General features: G+C 59.5%; 18 protein-coding genes. 12 read left to right on the forward strand and 6 right to left on the reverse strand.

The features are described 5' to 3' along the window. Window positions 1–57: 57 nt before the first annotated feature. Together olsB and ACRC4F_RS18375 are read left to right on the forward strand one after the other, a co-directional pair. Window positions 58–813 carry an L-ornithine N(alpha)-acyltransferase gene (gene olsB / locus ACRC4F_RS18370; RefSeq protein ID WP_208671639.1) on the forward strand — a complete coding sequence of 252 codons (756 nt, stop codon included), beginning with the start codon at window positions 58–60 and terminating at the stop codon, window positions 811–813. Continuing rightward, window positions 813–1,604, forward strand: a complete 792-nt coding sequence (locus ACRC4F_RS18375; protein WP_438660628.1) for a lysophospholipid acyltransferase family protein — start codon at window positions 813–815, stop codon at window positions 1,602–1,604. The genes olsB and ACRC4F_RS18375 overlap by 1 nt, the downstream gene beginning before the upstream one ends. A 124-nt stretch (window positions 1,605–1,728) precedes the next feature. On the opposite strand, the gene ACRC4F_RS18380 is transcribed toward ACRC4F_RS18375, so the two are convergent. Continuing rightward, complete coding sequence (locus ACRC4F_RS18380; protein ID WP_438660629.1) at window positions 1,729–2,307, reverse strand: ACP phosphodiesterase; 579 nt, start codon at window positions 2,305–2,307, stop codon at window positions 1,729–1,731. 171 nt (window positions 2,308–2,478) lie between these two features. On the opposite strand from ACRC4F_RS18380, the gene ACRC4F_RS18385 reads away from it, so the two are divergent. The 3 genes from ACRC4F_RS18385 to ACRC4F_RS18395 are packed head-to-tail and all read left to right on the forward strand — an operon-like array spanning window position 2,479 to window position 5,042. Further along, window positions 2,479–2,799, forward strand: a complete 321-nt coding sequence (locus tag ACRC4F_RS18385) for an ArsR/SmtB family transcription factor (RefSeq protein ID WP_438660630.1) — start codon at window positions 2,479–2,481, stop codon at window positions 2,797–2,799. A gap of 3 nt (window positions 2,800–2,802) precedes the next feature. Continuing rightward, window positions 2,803–3,969 carry an MFS transporter gene (locus ACRC4F_RS18390; RefSeq protein ID WP_438660631.1) on the forward strand — a complete coding sequence of 389 codons (1,167 nt, stop codon included), beginning with the start codon at window positions 2,803–2,805 and terminating at the stop codon, window positions 3,967–3,969. A 23-nt stretch (window positions 3,970–3,992) separates the two neighbouring features. Then, complete coding sequence (locus ACRC4F_RS18395) at window positions 3,993–5,042, forward strand: alkene reductase (protein WP_438660632.1); 1,050 nt, start codon at window positions 3,993–3,995, stop codon at window positions 5,040–5,042. A gap of 238 nt (window positions 5,043–5,280) precedes the next feature. Here the strand turns inward: ACRC4F_RS18395 and emhR are convergent, their stop codons facing one another. Beyond that, window positions 5,281–5,913: an efflux system transcriptional repressor EmhR gene (emhR, locus tag ACRC4F_RS18400; protein ID WP_438660633.1), complete on the reverse strand. Its 633-nt coding sequence runs from the start codon at window positions 5,911–5,913 to the stop codon at window positions 5,281–5,283. Window positions 5,914–6,178: 265 nt separating this feature from the next. Here emhR and emhA point away from each other — a divergent pair, with 265 nt between their 5' ends. The 7 genes from emhA (at window position 6,179) to ACRC4F_RS18435 (ending at window position 16,218) form a co-directional block, all read left to right on the forward strand. Beyond that, complete coding sequence (gene emhA, locus ACRC4F_RS18405) at window positions 6,179–7,336, forward strand: efflux RND transporter periplasmic adaptor subunit EmhA (RefSeq protein WP_438660634.1); 1,158 nt, start codon at window positions 6,179–6,181, stop codon at window positions 7,334–7,336. A gap of 3 nt (window positions 7,337–7,339) precedes the next feature. Then, on the forward strand, window positions 7,340–10,501 hold the full coding sequence (emhB, locus tag ACRC4F_RS18410) for an efflux RND transporter permease subunit EmhB (RefSeq protein WP_438660635.1): 3,162 nt from the start codon (window positions 7,340–7,342) through the stop codon (window positions 10,499–10,501). Beyond that, window positions 10,501–11,961, forward strand: a complete 1,461-nt coding sequence (emhC, locus tag ACRC4F_RS18415; protein WP_438660636.1) for an efflux RND transporter outer membrane subunit EmhC — start codon at window positions 10,501–10,503, stop codon at window positions 11,959–11,961. The genes emhB and emhC overlap by 1 nt, the downstream gene beginning before the upstream one ends. Before the next feature lie 457 nt (window positions 11,962–12,418). Beyond that, on the forward strand, window positions 12,419–13,678 hold the full coding sequence (locus ACRC4F_RS18420; RefSeq protein WP_438660637.1) for an OprD family porin: 1,260 nt from the start codon (window positions 12,419–12,421) through the stop codon (window positions 13,676–13,678). Window positions 13,679–13,904: 226 nt separating this feature from the next. Next, window positions 13,905–14,552 (forward strand): hypothetical protein, encoded by a 648-nt coding sequence (locus ACRC4F_RS18425; protein WP_438660638.1) that lies wholly within the window; start codon window positions 13,905–13,907, stop codon window positions 14,550–14,552. Between the two features lie 50 nt (window positions 14,553–14,602). Beyond that, the gene (locus ACRC4F_RS18430; RefSeq protein ID WP_438660639.1) at window positions 14,603–15,364 is read left to right on the forward strand and encodes a DUF3050 domain-containing protein; all 762 of its coding nucleotides are present in this window, start codon (window positions 14,603–14,605) and stop codon (window positions 15,362–15,364) included. 38 nt (window positions 15,365–15,402) lie between these two features. Continuing rightward, window positions 15,403–16,218: a methyltransferase domain-containing protein gene (locus ACRC4F_RS18435; RefSeq protein WP_438660640.1), complete on the forward strand. Its 816-nt coding sequence runs from the start codon at window positions 15,403–15,405 to the stop codon at window positions 16,216–16,218. Window positions 16,219–16,413: 195 nt separating this feature from the next. On the opposite strand, the gene pcaC is transcribed toward ACRC4F_RS18435, so the two are convergent. From pcaC to ACRC4F_RS18455, 4 genes are read right to left on the reverse strand one after another with little or no spacing between them, the layout of a single operon-like run. Continuing rightward, window positions 16,414–16,806 (reverse strand): 4-carboxymuconolactone decarboxylase, encoded by a 393-nt coding sequence (gene pcaC / locus ACRC4F_RS18440; RefSeq protein ID WP_008005892.1) that lies wholly within the window; start codon window positions 16,804–16,806, stop codon window positions 16,414–16,416. Window positions 16,807–16,816: 10 nt separating this feature from the next. Then, window positions 16,817–17,608 (reverse strand): 3-oxoadipate enol-lactonase, encoded by a 792-nt coding sequence (gene pcaD / locus ACRC4F_RS18445; protein WP_438660641.1) that lies wholly within the window; start codon window positions 17,606–17,608, stop codon window positions 16,817–16,819. An 11-nt stretch (window positions 17,609–17,619) separates the two neighbouring features. Further along, window positions 17,620–18,984: a 3-carboxy-cis,cis-muconate cycloisomerase gene (locus ACRC4F_RS18450; protein WP_438660642.1), complete on the reverse strand. Its 1,365-nt coding sequence runs from the start codon at window positions 18,982–18,984 to the stop codon at window positions 17,620–17,622. A gap of 44 nt (window positions 18,985–19,028) precedes the next feature. Next, complete coding sequence (locus ACRC4F_RS18455) at window positions 19,029–20,333, reverse strand: MFS family transporter (protein ID WP_438660643.1); 1,305 nt, start codon at window positions 20,331–20,333, stop codon at window positions 19,029–19,031. Window positions 20,334–20,499 lie beyond the last annotated feature (166 nt).

Consider the following 20,499-nt stretch of genomic DNA (forward strand, 5'->3'; position numbering starts at 1 on the left):
AGAAAGTCGATCGGCTTGCAACCCAAGACGGGTGAACAGCCCGCACGGAGATTCCCAATGACTCAGATCGCCCGCATCAGCGACACCGGCAATGAACGCCGCCTGCAAGCCGAACGCCTGGTGGGCGCCGAGGCATTGCAGGAAGCCCAGGCCTTGCGCTTCAACGTCTTCAGCGGCGAGTTCAACGCCAAGCTCAAAGGCGCGGAGCTGGGTCTGGACATGGATGACTATGATGTTCACTGCGCCCACATCGGCGTGCGTGACCTGAACACCGGGCGGCTGGTGGCAACCACCCGTTTGCTGGATCACACGGCAGCCAGCAGCCTGGGCAAGTTCTACAGCGAAGAAGAATTCAGCCTACATGGCCTGGTGCATTTGAAGGGCCCGATCCTGGAAATTGGTCGTACCTGCGTCGACCCGGCCTACCGCAACGGCGGCACCATCGCCGTGCTCTGGGGTGAACTGGCCGAAGTCCTGAATCAGGGTGGCTACAGCTACCTGATGGGTTGCGCGAGCATCCCGATGCAGGACGGCGGAATTCAGGCCCACGCGATCATGCAGCGCCTGCGCGAACGTTACCTGTGCACCGAACACCTGCGAGCCGAACCGAAGAAACCGCTGCCGGTGCTGGACATCCCGTCCAACGTGATCGCCGAAATGCCGCCGCTGCTCAAGGCCTATATGCGTCTGGGCGCGAAGATCTGCGGCGAGCCCTGCTGGGACGAAGACTTCCAGGTCGCCGACGTGTTTATCCTGCTCAAACGCGACGAGCTCTGCCCGCGTTATGCCAAGCACTTCAAGGCGGCTGTGTAATGAGCCGGTTGCGGGTGTACGCGCGGATTGCGCGAGTGTTGGTAGTGGTCGCGCTGGGTTTGAGCATGGCCAGCGTGTTTGGGTTATTTGAGCGATTGGGCATTGCTCATTCGATGGTCCGTCGCCAGCGCTGGTCACGATTTTTCATGGCACGGTTGAGTAACGCCCTGCCCTTTCGCGTGACAGTCCACGGTGAGCTGCCGAAAGAGCCGATGCTGTGGGTCAGCAATCACGTGTCCTGGACCGACATTCCGTTGCTGGGCATGCTCACGCCGATGTCGTTTCTGTCCAAGGCCGAAGTGCGCACCTGGCCGGTCGCTGGTTGGCTGGCGGCCAAGGCCGGCAGCCTGTTTATCCGTCGCGGGTCGGGTGACAGCCAGCTGATTCGCAAACAGATGACGCGCCACCTGGCGCAGGAACATCCGCTGCTGATGTTTCCGGAAGGCACCACCACCAATGGACGTTCATTGCGTACCTTTCATGGGCGCTTGCTGTCAGCGGCGATTGATTCCGAAGTGAAGCTGCAGCCAGTGGCGATTCGTTATCTGCGTGACGGCGAACTCGATTCGCTGGCGCCGTTCATTGGCGATGATGATTTGCTGTCGCACTTGATGCGCTTGTTCGCCAATGATCGCGGGGAAGTGGAAATCAAAGTGCTCAAGCCGATCGCTTGCGAAGGCCGCGAGCGAGCGGCGCTGGCGTTCGAGGCACAGCAGGCGGTGCAGAAGGCGTTGTTTGGGGCGATTCCTCAGGCGCAACCGGAACCGCTGCGTCCCGCAATCGCGGCCTGACACATATCCCACTGAAGAAACACAATTCCCTGTGGGAGTGAGCCTGCTCGCGATAGCGGTGTGTCATCCACCTTGATGTGGACTGATACACCGCTATCGCGAGCAGGCTCGCTCCCACAGGGATCTATGTTGTTGGATAGTTTTCGGCGAAATCCTGAAGCTGTGGATAGAACAGCCGGAAATCCTCACTGAGCGGTTCATACAACACCCGCAACTCCTGCATCGCCCCCGCCAGTTCCTCAGGCCGGGTCAACCGCCGGGAAATCCCCCGCAATACCTGCTCCAGCACTTCGAACTCCTGATAAGAACCCAGCCAGTCATGCGCCACCATGTGCGGCGCGATCTTCGCCAACCGTTCCGGCAATTGCGGCTCGGCCGACAGCACCCGATACACATCCGAGGTGAACCGCTCCAGTGGCTGGTCCGAGTAAAGCGTCCAGTCCCGCGCCAGGCAGTGGTCGAAAAACACGTCGAGCACGATCCCCGCGTATCGCCGGCGAGTGATGGAAAAACGCGACAACGAGGTATCCACCAACGGGTGGCGGTCGGTAAACACGTCGATGCTGCGATGCAGCTGGATGGCCGCTTCGATCTCCGGGTCGAACTGCCCTTGCAGGCGACCCTTGACGAAATCGCCATACAGACTGCCGAGCAATTGACCGGGGCGCTGGCCACCGAGGTGAAGATGTGCGAGATAGTTCATGGGCGCAGCTTAGCACTGCCCCTTTGTATGATTACAGCCAACGTATCGTTATAACCCGATATACCGAAATACACAGTCATCAGACCAAAATCATATTGGTATATCGCGAAGTAGCGATTTAAAGTTCGCCTCATCGCGATATAGCGTTTTACTCATCACGAGCCCAAACCCATGAACATCGACCTCGACGAAATAATAAAAGCCCTGGCACACCCAGTACGCCGAGACATTCTCACCTGGCTGAAAGACCCCAAGACCCAGTTCCCGGAACAGATCCACAACCACGAGTACGGCATTTGCGCCGGACAGATCGATCAACGCTGCGGCCTGTCGCAGTCGACCGTGTCCGCCCATCTGGCGAACTTGCAACGTGCCGGACTGATCAGCAGCCAGAAAGCCGGTCAATGGCACTTTTTCAAACGCAACGAGGACGTGATCCAGGCGTTCCTCACAGCCATCGTCAAGGAGCTCAGCGCTCCGACAAGGAATTAAACAATGCCCCTCTCGCTACTCATTCTGGCCTTGAGCGCCTTCGCCATCGGCACCACCGAGTTCGTCATCATGGGCCTGCTGCCCGATGTGGCGGCGGACCTCGGCGTGTCGATTCCCGGCGCTGGCTGGCTGGTGACCGGTTACGCCCTGGGCGTGGCCATCGGTGCGCCGTTCATGGCACTGGCCACCGCCAAACTGCCGCGCAAGGCTGCACTGGTAGCGTTGATGGGCATTTTCATCATCGGCAATCTGCTCTGTGCCATGGCCACCGACTACAACGTGCTGATGTTTGCCCGTGTGGTCACCGCCCTCTGCCACGGTGCGTTCTTCGGCATCGGTTCGGTGGTGGCGGCAGGCCTGGTTCCAGCGAACAAACGCGCATCCGCCGTAGCCTTGATGTTCACCGGCCTGACCCTGGCCAACGTGCTCGGCGTGCCGCTGGGCACCGCACTCGGTCAGGAAGCCGGCTGGCGCTCGACCTTCTGGGCAGTGACCGTGATTGGTGTGATCGCGCTGATCGGCCTGATCCGCTTCCTGCCGGCCAAGCGCGATGAAGAGAAACTCGACATGCGCGCCGAACTGCGCGCCCTCAAAGGTGCCGGGATCTGGTTGTCCCTGAGCATGACGGCGCTGTTCGCGGCGTCGGTATTCACCCTGTTCACCTATGTCGCCCCGCTGCTCGGTGATGTCACCGGCGTCTCGCCCAAAGGCGTGACCTGGACGCTGATGCTCATCGGCCTGGGCCTGACGGTCGGCAACATCATCGGCGGCAAGCTGGCCGACAAAGGCCTGGCCGCGACGCTGATCGGCGTCTTCATCTCGATGGCCGTGATCTCGACCGTACTGACCTGGACCAGCGTCGCCCTGATCCCTGCCGAAATCACCCTGTTCCTCTGGGCCACCGCGTGCTTCGCCGCCGTGCCCGCCCTGCAAGTGAACGTGGTGACTTACGGCAAGGCCGCGCCGAACCTGGTGTCGACCCTGAACATCGGCGCTTTCAACATCGGCAACGCCTTGGGTGCCTGGGTCGGCGGCAGCGTCATCGCCCACGGCTTCGGCCTGACCAGCGTTCCACTCGCGGCAGCAGCATTGGCGGTACTCGCCCTGCTGGTGACCCTGATTACTTTCCGTCAGCGCGGTAATCCCGAGCTGGCTCCTGCGACTAACTGATACCTCACGAGGGTTGTACTGAAATGACGACTATTTTCGATCCAATCAAACTGGGCGACATCGAGCTGGCCAACCGCATCATCATGGCGCCGCTGACCCGCTGCCGCGCCGATGAAGGCCGTGTGCCGAACGCGCTGATGGCTGAATATTACGTGCAACGCGCCTCGGCCGGCCTGATCCTGAGCGAGGCCACGTCGGTCACGCCGATGGGCGTTGGCTACCCGGACACCCCGGGCATCTGGTCCAACGACCAGGTGCGTGGCTGGTCTAACGTGACCAAAGCGATCCACGGTGCCGGTGGCAAAATCTTCCTGCAACTGTGGCACGTGGGCCGGGTTTCCCACGAGTCGTACCTGAACGGCGAAGCGCCGGTCGCACCGAGCGCCATCCAGCCGAAAGGTCATGTCAGCCTGGTTCGCCCATTGGCCGACTACCCGACGCCGCGGGCTCTGGAAACCGCAGAAATCGCCGACATCGTCGACGCCTACCGCACCGGTGCCGAGAACGCCAAGGCCGCCGGTTTTGACGGCGTGGAAATCCACGGTGCCAACGGTTACCTGCTCGACCAGTTCCTGCAAAGCAGCACCAACCAGCGCACCGACCACTACGGTGGCTCCCTGGAAAACCGTGCACGCCTGTTGCTGGAAGTGACCGACGCAGCAATCGAAGTATGGGGCGCTGGCCGCGTTGGTGTTCACCTGGCTCCGCGTGCCGACTCCCATGACATGGGCGACGACAACCTGGCCGAGACATTCACCTACGTCGCTCGCGAACTGGGCAAACGTGGCATCGCGTTCATTTGCTCCCGCGAGAAAGAAGCCGGCGACAGCCTTGGCCCACAACTCAAAGAAGCCTTCGGCGGCCCGTACATCGTCAACGAGCGCTTCACCAAGGACAGCGCCAACGCCTGGCTGGCCAGCGGCAAGGCCGATGCGGTCGCCTTTGGCGTGCCGTTCATTGCCAACCCGGACCTGCCGGCGCGTTTGAAGGCTGATGCGCCGCTTAACGAAGCGCGTCCTGAGCTGTTCTACGCCAAGGGCCCGGTCGGCTACATCGACTACCCAGTGATGTAAGCGTCCCCCTTGAAATGCAAAAGCCCCGACTCGAAAGAGCCGGGGCTTTTTATTGCGCCGGAGTTGCTCACACGGCTTCACACGTTCGACACAAAATCCCTACAAAATACGGAGTTCGCTATCTTTCATCCTGGCGAGCGTGCGTATATAAAAGCACCCCATTGCAACAAGGCAAGCATTGAAGGGGCCAACGCCCGCCTTTATGGTTGACATCACCGGATCCAATTACGCATTTTGTTCATTTGCGCAGGCTGGGGCTCAAGCGCAGCATGTCCAACCCTGTATTTACCCAACGCTCGGCTTCGGTGTGCAGTTGAAAACTGTCGGGGGCCAATAGCCACTGATACAGCATGCCATCGATGTAGGCGTGCAGGCTGATGGCCGCGCGGGCCGTGTCGAGGTCCTCGGGCATTTGCCCCCGATTCACTGCATTACTCAGGGCCAGGGCAATTCGCACGTTGCAATCGAGGCTGACCTCTCGGCGCTGCTGACGCAGGTCGCACATTTCATCGGTGAATTCGCACTTATGAAACAAAATCTCATTGATGCGTCGGGTTTTCGGGTCCAGGGCAACTTGATGAAACAAATGAATCAGCAATTTGCGCATGCAGCCCAGCGGATCGAGTTCATCTTCGCTTTCACTGGCCCTGGCCATTTCATCCAGCGGCTCATGCAAGGTATCCAGCATGGCCTGCACCAAATCTGCCTTATTGCTGAAATGCCAGTAGATGGCTCCGCGGGTCACGCCGGCAAGGGTCGCGATGTCCGCCAGCGTCGTACGCGCCACGCCCCTTTCATAAAAGGCTTTCTCTGCCGCTTCGAGTATCTGGCTGCGAGTTTCCTGAGCTTCCTCTTTGGTACGACGGACCATGGCAGTAAAACCTCAATCAGGATGCATCAGCGATGACTGAACAACCGCTGAACAAAAGTGGGGCGAGCGCTCTCGGGTCTCGTCCCCGGCTTACAATTCGAACCTTTGACGGGCGTTGGTAACGGGGTGGATACGCAGTCAAGGTGTTTACAAACAACCATGAACGTAAGTATATTCCTTAGCAAGCTACTTATCCACCCGGCACTCATTTTTTACCCTTACACATTTCTAGTGCGTTTCTTGCGCGCCTGACCCGAGGATTTTCATGCAATTCAAGCCAGCTGTTACCGCTCTGGTCGCCGCCGTCGCCCTGGCATCACTGCTCAGCGGATGCAAAAAGGAAGAAGCGGCACCCGCCGCACCGCCTCCTCAGGTCGGCGTGGTCACCCTGCAACCTCAAGCGTTCACCCTGACGTCCGAGCTTCCGGGGCGTACAAGTGCGTTCCGCATTGCCGAGGTACGCCCACAAGTCAACGGCATCATTCTCAAGCGTCTGTTCAAGGAAGGCGGCGACGTCAAGGCCGGCCAGCAGCTGTATCAGATCGATCCGTCGGTCTATGACGCTACGCTGAAAAGCGCCGAGGCCAACCTGCAACAGACGAAGTCGATCTCTGATCGCTACAAGCAGTTGGTCAACGAACAGGCTGTCAGTCGTCAGGAATACGACACGGCCGTGGCCAACCGCATGCAATCGGAAGCCGCGCTGCAAACCGCCCAGATCAATGTGCGCTACACCAAGGTCTACGCGCCGATTTCCGGCCGCATTGGCCGCTCGAACGTGACCGAGGGCGCGCTGGTCAGCAACGGTCAGACCGATGCCATGGCGGTGATCCAGCAACTCGACCCGATTTACGTTGACGTTACCCAGTCGTCGGTCGAGCTGCTTGAACTGCGTCGCGAACTGGAAAGTGGTCGGCTGCAAAAGGCTGGCGACACGGCAGCGGCGGTCAAGCTGACCCTCGAAGACGGTAGCCAGTACAAGCAGGAAGGCAAGCTCGAGTTCTCCGAGGTCTCGGTAGACCAGACCACCGGTTCCGTGACCTTGCGTGCGGTATTCCCAAACCCTGATCACACGCTGCTTCCAGGCATGTTCGTGCACGCTCAGCTCAAAGCCGGTGTGAACGCCGCCGCAATCCTGGCGCCGCAACAAGGCGTGACCCGCGACCTTAAAGGCACACCGACCGCACTGGTCGTGGGTGCCGACAACAAGGTCGAACTGCGTCAGCTCAAGGCCAGCCGCACCGTCGGCAGCCAATGGCTGATCGAAGACGGCCTGAAGGCTGGCGATCGCCTGATCACCGAAGGACTGCAATTCGTCAAACCTGGTGTCGAAGTCAAAGCCAGTGAAGCGACTAACGTTCCCGCTAAGAACCCGGCCCCCGCACAGGCAGCTGACAAGGCTTCCAGCGGCAAAGGGGAGTAAATCATGTCGAAATTTTTTATCGACCGTCCGATTTTCGCCTGGGTCATTGCCCTGGTGATCATGCTGGTCGGAGCACTATCGATTCTCAAACTGCCGATCAACCAATACCCGAGCATTGCGCCTCCGGCGATCGCCATCTCCGTGGCCTACCCGGGCGCTTCTGCGCAAACCGTGCAGGACACCGTGGTTCAGGTGATCGAACAGCAGCTCAACGGTATCGACAACCTGCGTTATGTGTCCTCGGAAAGTAACTCCGACGGCACCATGACCATCACCGCCACCTTCGAGCAAGGCACCAACTCCGATACCGCGCAGGTTCAGGTCCAGAACAAGCTGAACCTGGCCACCCCGCTGCTGCCGCAAGAAGTGCAGCAGCAAGGTATCCGCGTCACCAAGGCCGTGAAGAACTTCCTGCTGGTGATCGGCGTGGTCTCGCGTGACGGCAGCATGACCAAGGACGACCTGTCCAACTACATCGTGTCCAACATGCAGGACCCGATCTCGCGGACCGCCGGTGTGGGCGACTTCCAGGTGTTCGGTTCCCAGTACGCCATGCGTATCTGGCTCGACCCGGCCAAGTTGAACAACTTCAACCTGACCCCGATCGACGTCAAAACCGCCATCGCCGCGCAAAACGTCCAGGTATCGTCCGGCCAGCTCGGCGGCCTGCCTGCCATGCCCGGCACGCAGCTGAACGCGACGATCATCGGCAAGACCCGCCTGCAGACCGCTGAGCAATTCGACAAGATCCTGCTCAAGGTCAACAAGGACGGCTCCCAGGTTCGCTTGCGAGATGTCGCCGACGTTGGTCTGGGTGGCGAGAACTACAGCATCAACGCCCAGTTCAACGGCGCCCCGGCTTCCGGTCTGGCGGTGAAACTGGCCAACGGCGCCAACGCCCTCGATACGGCGAAAGCCCTGCGCAAGACCATCGACACCCTCAAGCCGTTCTTCCCGGAAGGCATGGAAGTGGTGTTCCCGTACGACACAACCCCGGTGGTGACCGAGTCGATCAAGGGTGTGGTTGAAACCCTGGTCGAAGCGATCGTGCTGGTGTTCCTGGTGATGTTCCTGTTCCTGCAAAACTTCCGCGCCACCGTCATCACCACGATGACCGTGCCGGTGGTATTGCTCGGTACGTTCGGGATCCTCGCGGCGTTCGGTTTCAGCATCAACACCCTGACCATGTTCGGTATGGTGCTGGCCATCGGTTTGCTGGTGGACGATGCCATCGTCGTGGTGGAAAACGTCGAACGGGTCATGAGCGAAGAAGGCCTGTCACCCAAGGAGGCCACCAAGAAATCCATGGGGCAGATCCAGGGTGCGCTGGTCGGTATCGCCCTGGTGCTATCGGCCGTACTGTTGCCGATGGCGTTCTTCAGCGGCTCCACCGGTGTGATCTACAAACAGTTCTCGATCACCATCGTTTCGGCCATGGCGCTGTCGGTGATGGTCGCGCTGATCTTCACTCCAGCCCTGTGCGCCACCATGCTCAAGGCGATTCCAAAAGGCGAGCACGGCACACCGAAACGCGGCTTCTTCGGCTGGTTCAACCGCAATTTCGACCGTGGCGTCCGCAGTTACGAGCGCGGCGTGGGCAACATGCTCACGCACAAGGCGCCGTACCTGCTGGCGTACCTCATCATTGTGGTTGGCATGATTTGGCTGTTCACCCGCATTCCAACGGCGTTCCTGCCGGAAGAAGACCAGGGTGTACTGTTCGCCCAGGTGCAAACCCCTGCCGGCTCGACGGCCCAGCGCACCCAGGTTGTCGTGGACCAGATGCGTGAATACCTGCTGCGTCCCGGCAAGGATGGCGGTGAAGGCGATGCGGTGAACTCGGTGTTTACCGTGACCGGCTTCAACTTTGCCGGCCGTGGCCAGAGTTCGGGTATGGCGTTCATCATGATGAGGCCGTGGGAAGAACGTAACGCCGACAACAACGTGTTCAAAGTCGCCGGCCGTGCCCAACAGCACTTCTTCACCTTCCGTGACGCCATGGTGTTCGCGTTCGCGCCACCGGCGGTACTGGAACTGGGTAACGCCACCGGTTTCGACGTGTTCCTGCAAGACCGCGCCGGTATCGGTCACGAAAAGCTGATGGCTGCCCGTAACCAGTTCCTCGGCATGGCGGCGCAAAGCAAAGTGCTGACGCAAGTGCGCCCGAACGGTCTGAACGACGAGCCGCAATACCAGTTGGAAATCGACGACGAGAAGGCCAGTGCGCTGGGCATTACCATCGCCGACATCAACAACACCCTGTCGATTGCCTTGGGTAGTAGCTATGTGAACGACTTCATCGACCGTGGTCGGGTGAAGAAGGTTTACGTGCAAGGTCAGCCGGGTGCGCGTATGAGCCCTGAAGACCTGAAGAAGTGGTACGTGCGCAACAGCGCCGGGACCATGGTTCCGTTCACCGCCTTCGCCAAGGGAGAGTGGATCTACGGTTCGCCGAAACTGGCCCGTTACAACGGCGTCGAAGCGGTGGAAATCCTCGGCTCCCCGGCGCCTGGCTATTCCACCGGCGAAGCGATGGCCGAAGTCGAAGCCATCGCGCAGAAACTGCCGGCGGGTGTGGGTATTTCCTGGACCGGTCTGTCGTACGAAGAACGGCTGTCCGGCTCGCAAGCGCCGGCGTTGTACGCATTGTCGCTGCTGATGGTGTTCCTGTGCCTGGCGGCGCTGTACGAAAGCTGGTCGATCCCGATCGCGGTGATGCTGGTGGTGCCGCTGGGGATCATCGGTGCGCTGCTGGCGACCAGCCTGCGTGGCCTGTCCAACGACGTGTACTTCCAGGTGGGCCTGTTGACGACCATCGGTCTGGCGGCGAAAAACGCCATTCTGATCGTCGAATTCGCCAAGGAACTGCATGAGCAAGGGCGCAGCCTGCGCGATGCGGCGATCGAAGCGTGCCGGATGCGTTTGCGACCGATCATCATGACCTCGCTCGCCTTCGTCCTCGGCGTGGTACCGCTGGCGATTTCCACGGGCGCCGGTTCAGGTAGCCAACATGCAATCGGTACGGGCGTTATTGGCGGTATGATCACCGCCACGGTCCTGGCGATCTTCTGGGTCCCCCTGTTTTTCGTCACCGTTTCGTCCATGGGTCAGCGCAAAACCGCCGATCAGGACGACGCTATTGAACCTTCTAAAGAGGCTGGCTAATGAGCAAGTCGCTACTCTCCATCGCCGTCGCCGCCTTCGTGCTGAGCGGCTGCTCGCTGATTCCCGATTATCAGCAACCTGAAGCTCCGGTGGCAGCGCAATACCCGCAGGGCCCGGCGTATTCGCCGAACCAGGCGCCTGCACAGGCCGCCGCGGAGCAGGGCTGGAAGCAGTTTTTCCACGACCCGGCCCTGCAACAGCTGATCCAGGTCTCGCTGGAAAACAACCGTGACCTGCGCGTTGCGGCCCTGAACATCGACGCGTTCGCGGCGCAGTACCGCATCCAGCGTGCCGATCTTTTCCCGGCTGTTTCAGCCAATGGCACCGGCAGCCGTCAGCGCGTTCCGGCTGACATGTCGCAGACCGGTCAAGCCGGCATCACCAGTTCCTACTCGGCCACGGTCGGCATCAGCGCTTATGAACTCGACCTGTTCGGTCGGGTTCGCAGCCTCAGTGAAGAAGCCCTGCAAAGGTACTTCGCCACTGAAGAAGGCCGTCGCAGCACGCAGATCAGTCTGGTGGCCAGCGTGGCCAACGCCTACCTGACCTGGCAGGCCGACAAGGAACTGCTGAAACTGACCCAGGACACCCTCGGTGCGTTCGAGGAGAGCTACAAGCTCACCGCGCGCAGCAACGAAGTCGGTGTCGCCTCGGCCCTGGACCTGGCCCAGTCGCGTACCTCGGTGGAAAACGCCCGGGCACAACTGGCCAGGTACACCCGTCAGGTCGCGCAGGATGAAAACAGCCTGGTGCTGCTGCTCGGCACCGGCATCCCGGCCAATCTGCAAGCGGCCAAGCCGCTGGCTGACGACCTGCTGAGCGATGTACCGGCCGGTCTGCCATCGGACCTGCTGCAACGTCGTCCGGACATTCTCCAGGCCGAGTACAACCTGAAAGCAGCCAACGCCAACATCGGCGCGGCACGGGCGGCGTTCTTCCCGAGCATCAGCCTGACCGCCAACGCCGGCACCCTGAGCCCGGACCTGTCCGGCCTGTTCAAGGGCGGTTCGGGCACCTGGTTGTTCCAGCCGCAGATCAACCTGCCGATCTTCAACGCCGGCAGCCTGCGCGCCAGCCTGGATTACTCGAAAATCCAGAAAGACATCGGTGTAGCGAACTACGAGAAGTCCATTCAAACGGCCTTCCAGGAAGTCGCCGACGGCCTGGCCGCCCGCCAGACCTACACCGATCAGTTGCAGGCGCAGCGTGATTTCGTCACCGCCAACCAGGACTACTACCGCCTGGCCGAGCGTCGCTACCGTATCGGTGTCGACAGCAACCTGACCTTCCTCGACGCCCAGCGTCAGCTGTTCAGTGCGCAACAAGTGCTGATCACGGATCGTCTGGCGCAGCTGGTCAGTGCGGTCAATCTGTACAAGGCACTGGGTGGCGGCTGGAACGCGCAGACGGCGAAAGTCGAGCCACAGAAAGAAGAAGCGCCGAAGATGAGGATGTTCTGATAGCGGTGTTTTAAACACGAAGCCCACCTTTTGGTGGGCTTTTTGTTGGCTGTGGGAAAGGTTGTGGTGTCTGGTCTAACGCCATCGTCGGAACGCCGCCCGGAGCAGGCTCGCTCCCACAGGGGATCTGTGTTTGCCAACAATCGCATGCACACCGAATGACCATTGTGGGAGCGAGCCTGCTCGCGATGAGGCCGGCACATACGACGCAAACCTTGAGCAAACATACGTTCGATAACCGCCCAAAACCCGCTTTTCCCGATTGAACCATCCAGTCCATTCCCCGCACCATTCGTCGAACAAGACCAATAACATCAGGTTCGACACCATGTTCCCGCGCCCTGCCCTGTCCGGCTGATCCCGCTCCCGTTTTTCATCCATTCGAATCCTTAGTCTGCGACCCCAACGTCGCGGCAGCGCCCCGCTTCATCCCTAACAATTAGAGAGACCCGAGCCCATGACGCCTACCAACGCGCAGTATTACTTCCCAAGCCTGATCGCCATCGCCCTGGCTGGCACGGCCCTGCCCGCCATGGCCGAGGAATCGGGTTTTGTCGAAGGCGCCAAGGTCAACCTGAACCTGCGTAATTTCTACATCAACCGTAACTTCACCAACCCGACCAAGGCCCAGGGCAAGGCTGAAGAGTGGACGCAAAGTTTCATTCTCGACGCCAAATCCGGCTTCACCCAGGGCACCGTCGGCTTCGGCATGGACGTGCTGGGCTTGTATTCGGTAAAGCTCGACGGCGGCAAAGGCACGGGCGGAACGCAGTTACTGCCGCTGGATCACGACGGCCGCCCCGCAGACAACTTCGGTCGAACCAACGTGGCGTTCAAGGCCAAGCTGTCGCAGACCGAAGTCAAGGTGGGCGAATGGATGCCGGTGCTGCCGATCCTGCGCTCGGACGACGGTCGCTCCCTGCCGCAAACCTTCCGTGGCGGCCAGATCACCTCGAAAGAGATATCCGGTCTGACGCTCTACGGTGGCCAGTTCCGCGCCAACAGCCCGCGCGACGACAGCAGCATGAACGACCTGTCGATGACTGGAAAACCCACCTTCACCTCCGACCGCTTCAACTTCCAGGGCGGCGAATACGCCTTCAACGACAAACGCACCCAGATCGGCCTGTGGAACGCCGAACTCAAGGACATTTACAGCCAGCAATACGTAAACCTGATTCACAGCCAGCCCATCGGCGACTGGACCCTGGGCGCCAACCTCGGTTTCTTCTATGGCAAGGATGACGGCAGCGCCCGGGCTGGCGAGCTGGACAACAAGACCTGGTCGGGCCTGTTCTCGGCCAAGTACGGCGGCCACACCTTTTACGTCGGCCTGCAAAAGCTCACCGGTGACAGCGCCTGGATGCGGGTCAACGGCACCAGCGGCGGCACCCTGGCCAACGACAGCTACAACGCCAGTTATGACAACGCCCGGGAAAAATCCTGGCAGCTGCGCCACGACTACAACTTCGTCGCCCTCGGCATTCCCGGCCTGACCCTGATGAACCGCTACATCAGCGGCGATAACGTGCACACCGGCGCCATTACCAACGGCAAGGAATGGGGCCGCGAAAGCGAACTGGGCTACACCGTGCAGAGCGGCGCGCTCAAGGACCTCAACGTCAAATGGCGCAACTCGACCATACGCAGGGACTTCAGCAACAACGAGTTCGACGAGAACCGGTTGATCGTCAGCTATCCGATCAGTTTGTTGTAACCGCATTCCACAGAACCCGGACACAGGCCACACCGGAAGTGGCCTATTCAAAAATAGCGGAGAGCAGCTGATTATCGCAACTTGATCAAGTTATAACGAATTGTGTGTCACACTATCATTAAAAGAACTTAAAACCTGTTAGTTTTTACAGTAGCGTCCTTCCCATCGGACTTCTAGAATCTGCCAGAAGTAATATTCAGCAGTTTCAACCACGGAAGGAAACACTATGAACTGGTGGCAGCTCGACGTAATTATCATGGCCTCTTATGGCATCGTTCACTCCTGTCTTACTACCCGACCGGCGATGAAACTTTACGAAGTATTTTTTCCGGAATGGAGCTGGAATATTGGGATGTGCGTCTTTTCCGCCGCCACCCTGGCTCTTGGCATTTACTACTGGCAGCCCTCAGGGCACTACATCTATGTCCTGATACCGGGAAGCCCACTGTTTCACTTTGCAGCGTTATCGATGGTGACTCTATTGGGGTTGACCATTTATTGCTTTCGTTATACCTCTACGTTTTGGCAATGGCTCGGCGCTCACCAGTTAATTGCCAAATTGAGAGGACAAAAAATCCCCGCGCCCTATCGAATGCAAATACAGGGTATCAAACGTTACGTACGCTTTCCCCACCATACTTTTTTAATGCTGTTTTTCTGGGCCCACCCAATCATGACGTACGACACGTTACTCTTTTCGATCGGGGCCACGATCTATATGTATATCGGCACATGGCACATGGATAAACGTCTTGAATCCATATTTGGTGATGAATGGCGCCATTACAAGAAAGATACCGGATTGATGCTGCCTTCACCTAAAGCATGGTCACGGCTATTCGCATACCTTCGTCAACCGAGCAATGTCATTTAACACAGTGCTGCACGCCCTCTTTACAGCTCTTTTGTGCAAGGACGCAATCCATGTTTGAAAAAGAACTCGGACCTTATCAGGATCGATTAGCCCAACATCCGCTTTATGGCGCTATTCGTTCGGTCGAACACGTCAGACTGTTTATGAGTCACCACGTATTTGCAGTGTGGGACTTCATGAGCCTGGCTAAACGTCTGCAACGCGACTTCACCTGTGTCGAGCTACCCTGGATACCGGTGCAGAATGAAGACAGCGCCCGCCTCATCAATGAAATCATTACCGGCGAAGAATCGGATATTGGCCATGATGGCCGCCCGGCCAGTCATTTCTGCCTGTACCTCGACGCAATGGCTGAAGTCAGTGCACCCACTGAAAGAATCGATACATTCATCAATCAATTCACACACTCTTTTTCGCTAGGGAAGGCACTTAGCCAGGCCCGGGTTCCGGCGTACGTACAAACGTTCGTCAAACACACAATTAAGACAGCACGCAAGGGCTCGACTGCCGAAGTGGCCAGCAGTTTTCTTTTTGGCCGGGAAGACCCGATACCCGAAATGTTCCAGACTCTGTTAGAGCGTTGGGGACTAAATACTAATCAGGCCCCGAAATTGGCGTACTACCTGAATCGACACATCGAAGTAGACAGTGGCGACCATGGTCCTGGCGCGCAAAAAATATTGTCTCGATTAATCACCACGCCAGACCAGCGGGAAAAAGCATTAAAGGCCGCCATTGACGCTATCGAACACCGAATCAAGTTGTGGAACGGTATCTATGGTGAAATAAAAAAGTCGGATGCAGGTGCCTAGTCACTCACCGACAACTCATGGACAGAGAGGATAACCTCATGCCCCCTAAACTCGATCCGGTTCCCGTTAACCGTGACTGGGACGCCAAGGCCTACCAGCAATTCTCGCGTCTTCGCCAACGACCGGTAAACGAGCTACTCGACCGCGTCGACCTTGAAAACCCCAAACGCATCTACGACCTCGGCTGTGGTACCGGCATCGCGACGCAAGCGCTGGCAAAGCGCTGGCCACGCGCGCACTTGATGGGTATCGACAGTTCGGAGCAGATGCTTGGGGAGGCCCGATGCTTGCCGATCAAGGCGCAGTGGAAGCAGTGCGATCTACAGAACTGGCAGCCGGAACAACCCGCCGATCTGCTCTTTGCCGCCGCCGTGCTGCACTTCATCGACGGTCACGAACAGCTCCTGCCGCGCTTGCTCGGCTATCTCAACCCGGGCGGTTGTCTGGCGGCGCACATGCCCGACTGGCGGGATGCGGTGTGGTATGAACTGATGCTCGACACCCTCAACGAAGGCGGCTCCGATGGTAAACCGCTCGGCTCCCCGCAGTGGCGCGAGACGATGGCTGCGCGGCCGTTGCTGTCATTGGAAAATTACCACCGATTGCTTTCACCGCTCACCCGGACACTGGATATCTGGGAGACCGAGCAGCTGCAAGTCGTCGACGGCAAGTCGCCGATCTATGACTGGATCAAGGTCTCGGCCTTGCGGGCGGTGATGCAAGGCTTGAAGGATAACGAACAGGCGCGGTTCATTTATCACTTCATGATGCGGGTGCATGCGCAATACCCCCATGAGAGCGATGGGCGCACGCTGTTTCCGTTCAAGCGGATCTTCATTGTCGCCACGGTATAACCCTGTAGGAGTGAGCCTGCTCACGATGGCGGTTTGACATTCAGCATTGATGCAGGCTGAACCACCGCCATCGCGAGCAGGCTCACTCCCACAGGGGGATTTTTAGTGAATGCATAATTTGCGTTCACACTGGATCACTGTGGGAGCGAGCCTGCTCGCGATGACGTCAGCTCAATCGATGTAAAACCCAAGGGATCACTCCCGGGATTCGACGCCAAGCTCATCCCAAACTGACTCCGCCAGATGGAACGTCGCATTGGCTGCCGGGATACCGCAGTAGATCGCGCTCTGCATGATCACTTCCTTGATCTCGCCGCGGGTCACGCCGTTGTTGGCGGCGGCGCGCAGATGCAGTTTGAGTTCTTCGTTGCGGTTCATGCCGATCAGCATCGCGATGGTGATCAGGCTGCGGGTATGGCGCGGCAAGCCCGGACGGGTCCAGATGTCACCCCACGCGTGGCGGGTGATCATTTCCTGAAACTCCGAGTTGAACTCGGTCAGCGCATTCAGGCTGCGGTCGACGTGGGCATCGCCGAGGACCGCACGGCGGACGTTCAGGCCCTCGTCGTAACGTTGTTTTTCGTCCACAACAATCCCCTTAATGAGCCAACAGGAACGCCAGCACACGGTCGCTGAAATCAGCGCCGGCCTGGACGTTGGACAGGTGTGCGGCATAGAACTCGGCGTACTCGGCGCCCTGCACATGCTCCTGAATAAAGTGCCCACCGGACGGCGGCGTGACCGCGTCTTCGGTGCCGGCGATGACCAGCAGCGGCACCTTGATCGAGGACAACTGATCACGGAAGTCGGCATCACGCACGGCGGCGCAATTGGCGGCATAACCTTCAGGCGAAGTGGCCGCGAGCATGTCGGTAATCTTCTTCGCGGCAGCAGGATTCGATTCTGCAAAGTCAGCAGTGAACCAGCGCGCAATTGACGCATCGCGCAAGGCGACCATGGCGGCCGAACCGTCACGCAGCACGGTTTCGATCCGTGGGTTCCACACCGACGGATCGCCGATTTTCGCGGCGGTGTTGCACACCACCAGTTTGTTCAATCGATCGCCAGCATTGACGCCCAGCCACTGGCCGATCAAACCGCCCATGGACAGGCCGCAGAAATGCGCCTTTTCGATGTGCAACGCATCCAGCAAGGCCAGCACGTCATGGCCCAGTTGCTCGATGCTGTACGGCCCCGGCGTGACCAGCGATTGGCCGTGACCACGGGTGTCGAAACGCAGCACCCGGAAATGCTCGGAGAACGCGGCGATTTGCGCGTCCCACATGTGCAGGTCGGTGCCCAGCGAGTTGGACAGCACCAGCACCGGCGCATCCGCAGGGCCATCAAATTGGTAGTTCAGTTCGCCCTCGGCGAGTTGTACGAAAGCCACAGCAATCTCCTTCAGGCAGTCAACGCAGAATGTTCAGCCACCGCGCGCTCGACCCAGGCATGGGCCTGACCGAGGTAATGGGCGGGGTCCAGCAGACGATCGAGTTCAGCAGCAGAAAGCTCGGCGGTCACTTGCGGCTCGTCGCCGAGGACTGCTCGCAGATGCCGTTGCTCGGCCACCGCACGTTTGCAGCATTGCTCCAGCAGATGGTGCGCAGTGTCGCGACCGACCCGCTGCGCGAGCACGATGCTCACCGCTTCCGCCAGCACCAGGCCCTGAGTCAGGTCGAGGTTGCGGGCCATGCGATCGGCGTCCACTTCCAGGCCATCCGCCACCAGCAACGCTTGCTTGAGGCTGCCCGACACCAGGCAGCAAATCTCCGGCAGGGTTTCCCACTCGGCATGCCACAGGCCCAGGCTACGCTCGTGTTCCTGAGGCATGGCGCTGAACAGGGTCGAGAGCAAACCGGGAACCCGGGTCGCCGCACCGATCAGCACGGCGGCGCCGACGGGGTTGCGTTTGTGCGGCATGGTCGAAGAACCGCCCTTGCCCGGCGCCGAAGGTTCGAACACTTCGCCGGCCTCGGTCTGCATCAACAGGCTGATGTCGCGGCCGAGTTTGCCGAGGCTGCCGGCGATCAAACCGAGTGCGGCGCCGAATTCCACAAGGCGATCACGCTGGGTGTGCCAGGGTTGATCCGGCAACGTCAGTTGCAACTCTTCGGCCAGCGCTTCGGCAATCGGCATCGCCTGTTCGCCAAGGGCCGCCAGTGTTCCGGAGGCGCCGCCGAATTGCAGCACCAGCAGGCGCGGCTTGAGTTCTTGCAGACGTTGTCGACTGCGGGTGACGGCGCCCAGCCAACCGGCGATTTTCATGCCGAGGGTGACGGGCGTGGCGTGCTGCAACCAGGTGCGTCCGGCCAGCGGTGTGGCGACGAAGCGTAACGCCTGGGTCGCCAACGTTTCGCCCAGTTGCGCCAGATCACTTTCGATCAGCTCCAGTGCGCGGCGCAGTTGCAGCACCAGACCGGTGTCCATCACGTCCTGACTGGTCGCGCCCAGATGCACATAGCGCTCGGCTTCGGCAGCGTTGGTCGCGATCTGTTTACCCAACGCCTTGACCAGCGGAATCGCCGAATTGCCCGCCGTGGCAATCGCCTCGCCGAGGGCAGCAAAGTCGTAATGTTCGGCCCGGCATGCCGCTTCGATCGAAGCGACAACCGATTGCGGAATCAAGCCCACCCGCGCCTCTGCCCGGGCCAGTGCCGCTTCGAAATCAAGCATGCCCTGAACCCGGCCCTGATCGCAGAACACGTCACGCATGTCGCGGGTCGTGAAATAGGCATCGAACAATTGATTGCCCGGTCGCTGGTTCATAAACAATCCTTGAAGGCGTGGGCCGGTGAGCCCACGCGGATGAATCAAAGGTCGTGGTGCAAGTACTTGGCCTGTTTCGGCAGGCGCAGGCTGAACAGGAACGCCACCGCCATCATCACCGTCACGTACCAGTAGAAGGAGTTTTCCATGCCCACGGCTTTCAGGCTCAGGGCAACGTATTCCGCCGAACCACCGAAGATTGCGTTGGCCACTGCATACGCCAGGCCGACACCCAGTGCGCGCACTTCCGGCGGGAACATTTCGGCTTTTACCAGGCCACTGATCGAGGTGTAGAAACTGACGATGGCCAGCGCCACGGTAATCAGCACAAAAGCCAGGAACGGACTGCTGACACTTTTCAGGCTGAGCAGAATCGGCACGGTGCACAGCGTACCCAATGCCCCGAACCACAGCATCGAGTTACGGCGGCCGATCTTGTCCGCGAGCATGCCGAACAACGGCTGCATGCACATATAAAGGAACAGCGCCCCGGTCATGATGTAGCTGGCGGTCTTGGCGTGCATGCCGGCGGTGTTCACCAGGTACTTCTGCATGTACGTGGTGAAGGTGTAGAAAATCAGCGAGCCACCGGCGGTGTAGCCGAGCACGGTAATAAAGGCTGCCTTGTGATCGCGGAACAACGCACGGATGCTGCCGGCGTCCTTGTTGTCGCGCATTTCCTTGCTGGTGGTTTCCTTGAGCGAACGACGCAGGAACAGCGAGATCAATGCAGCGGCGGCGCCGACCACAAACGGTATCCGCCAGCCGTAGGCACGCAGGTCATCTTCGGTGAGGAACTGTTGCAGGACCACCACCAGCGACACCGCCAACAGTTGCCCGCCAATCAGCGTCACGTACTGGAACGAGGCAAAAAAACCGCGCTGGCCCTTGAGGGCGACTTCGCTCATGTAGGTCGCGGTGGTGCCGTATTCGCCACCCACCGACAGGCCCTGCAGCAAGCGGGCGAACAGCAGCATGATCGGCGCCCAGACGCCAATGTCCTTGTAGGTCGGCAGGCAGGCGATGAGCAACGAACCGAAGCACATCATCAGAATCGAGATCAGCATCGAATTCTTGCGCCCGTGCTTGTCCGCGACCCGGCCGAAAATCCAGCCGCCAATCGGTCGCATCAGGAACCCGGCGGCGAATACGCCGGCAGTGTTGACCAACTGCACGGTCGGGTTATCCGACGGGAAAAAGGCCGGCGCAAAATAAATCGCGCAAAAGGCGTAGACGTAGAAGTCGAACCATTCGACCAGGTTGCCGGACGAGGCACCGACAATCGCGAAGATGCGCTTGCTGCGCTCTTCGCCTGTGTAATGCGCTGGAATAGCGGTGGGGGTTGTCATTTTTTTTCACTCTTTGGGGACCATGACAGTCTAGACACACTTTGCAACAGTCCCGTTCCACAGATAGATCAGCAACGCAAATCCCCTGTGGGAGCGAGCCTGCTCGCGATTGCGGTGTGTCATTCAGCGTTGCAGGTACTGATACACCGCTATCGCGAGCAGGCTC

The organism is Pseudomonas sp. (assembly GCF_051660785.1).
Taxonomy (GTDB): Bacteria; Pseudomonadota; Gammaproteobacteria; order Pseudomonadales; family Pseudomonadaceae; genus Aquipseudomonas.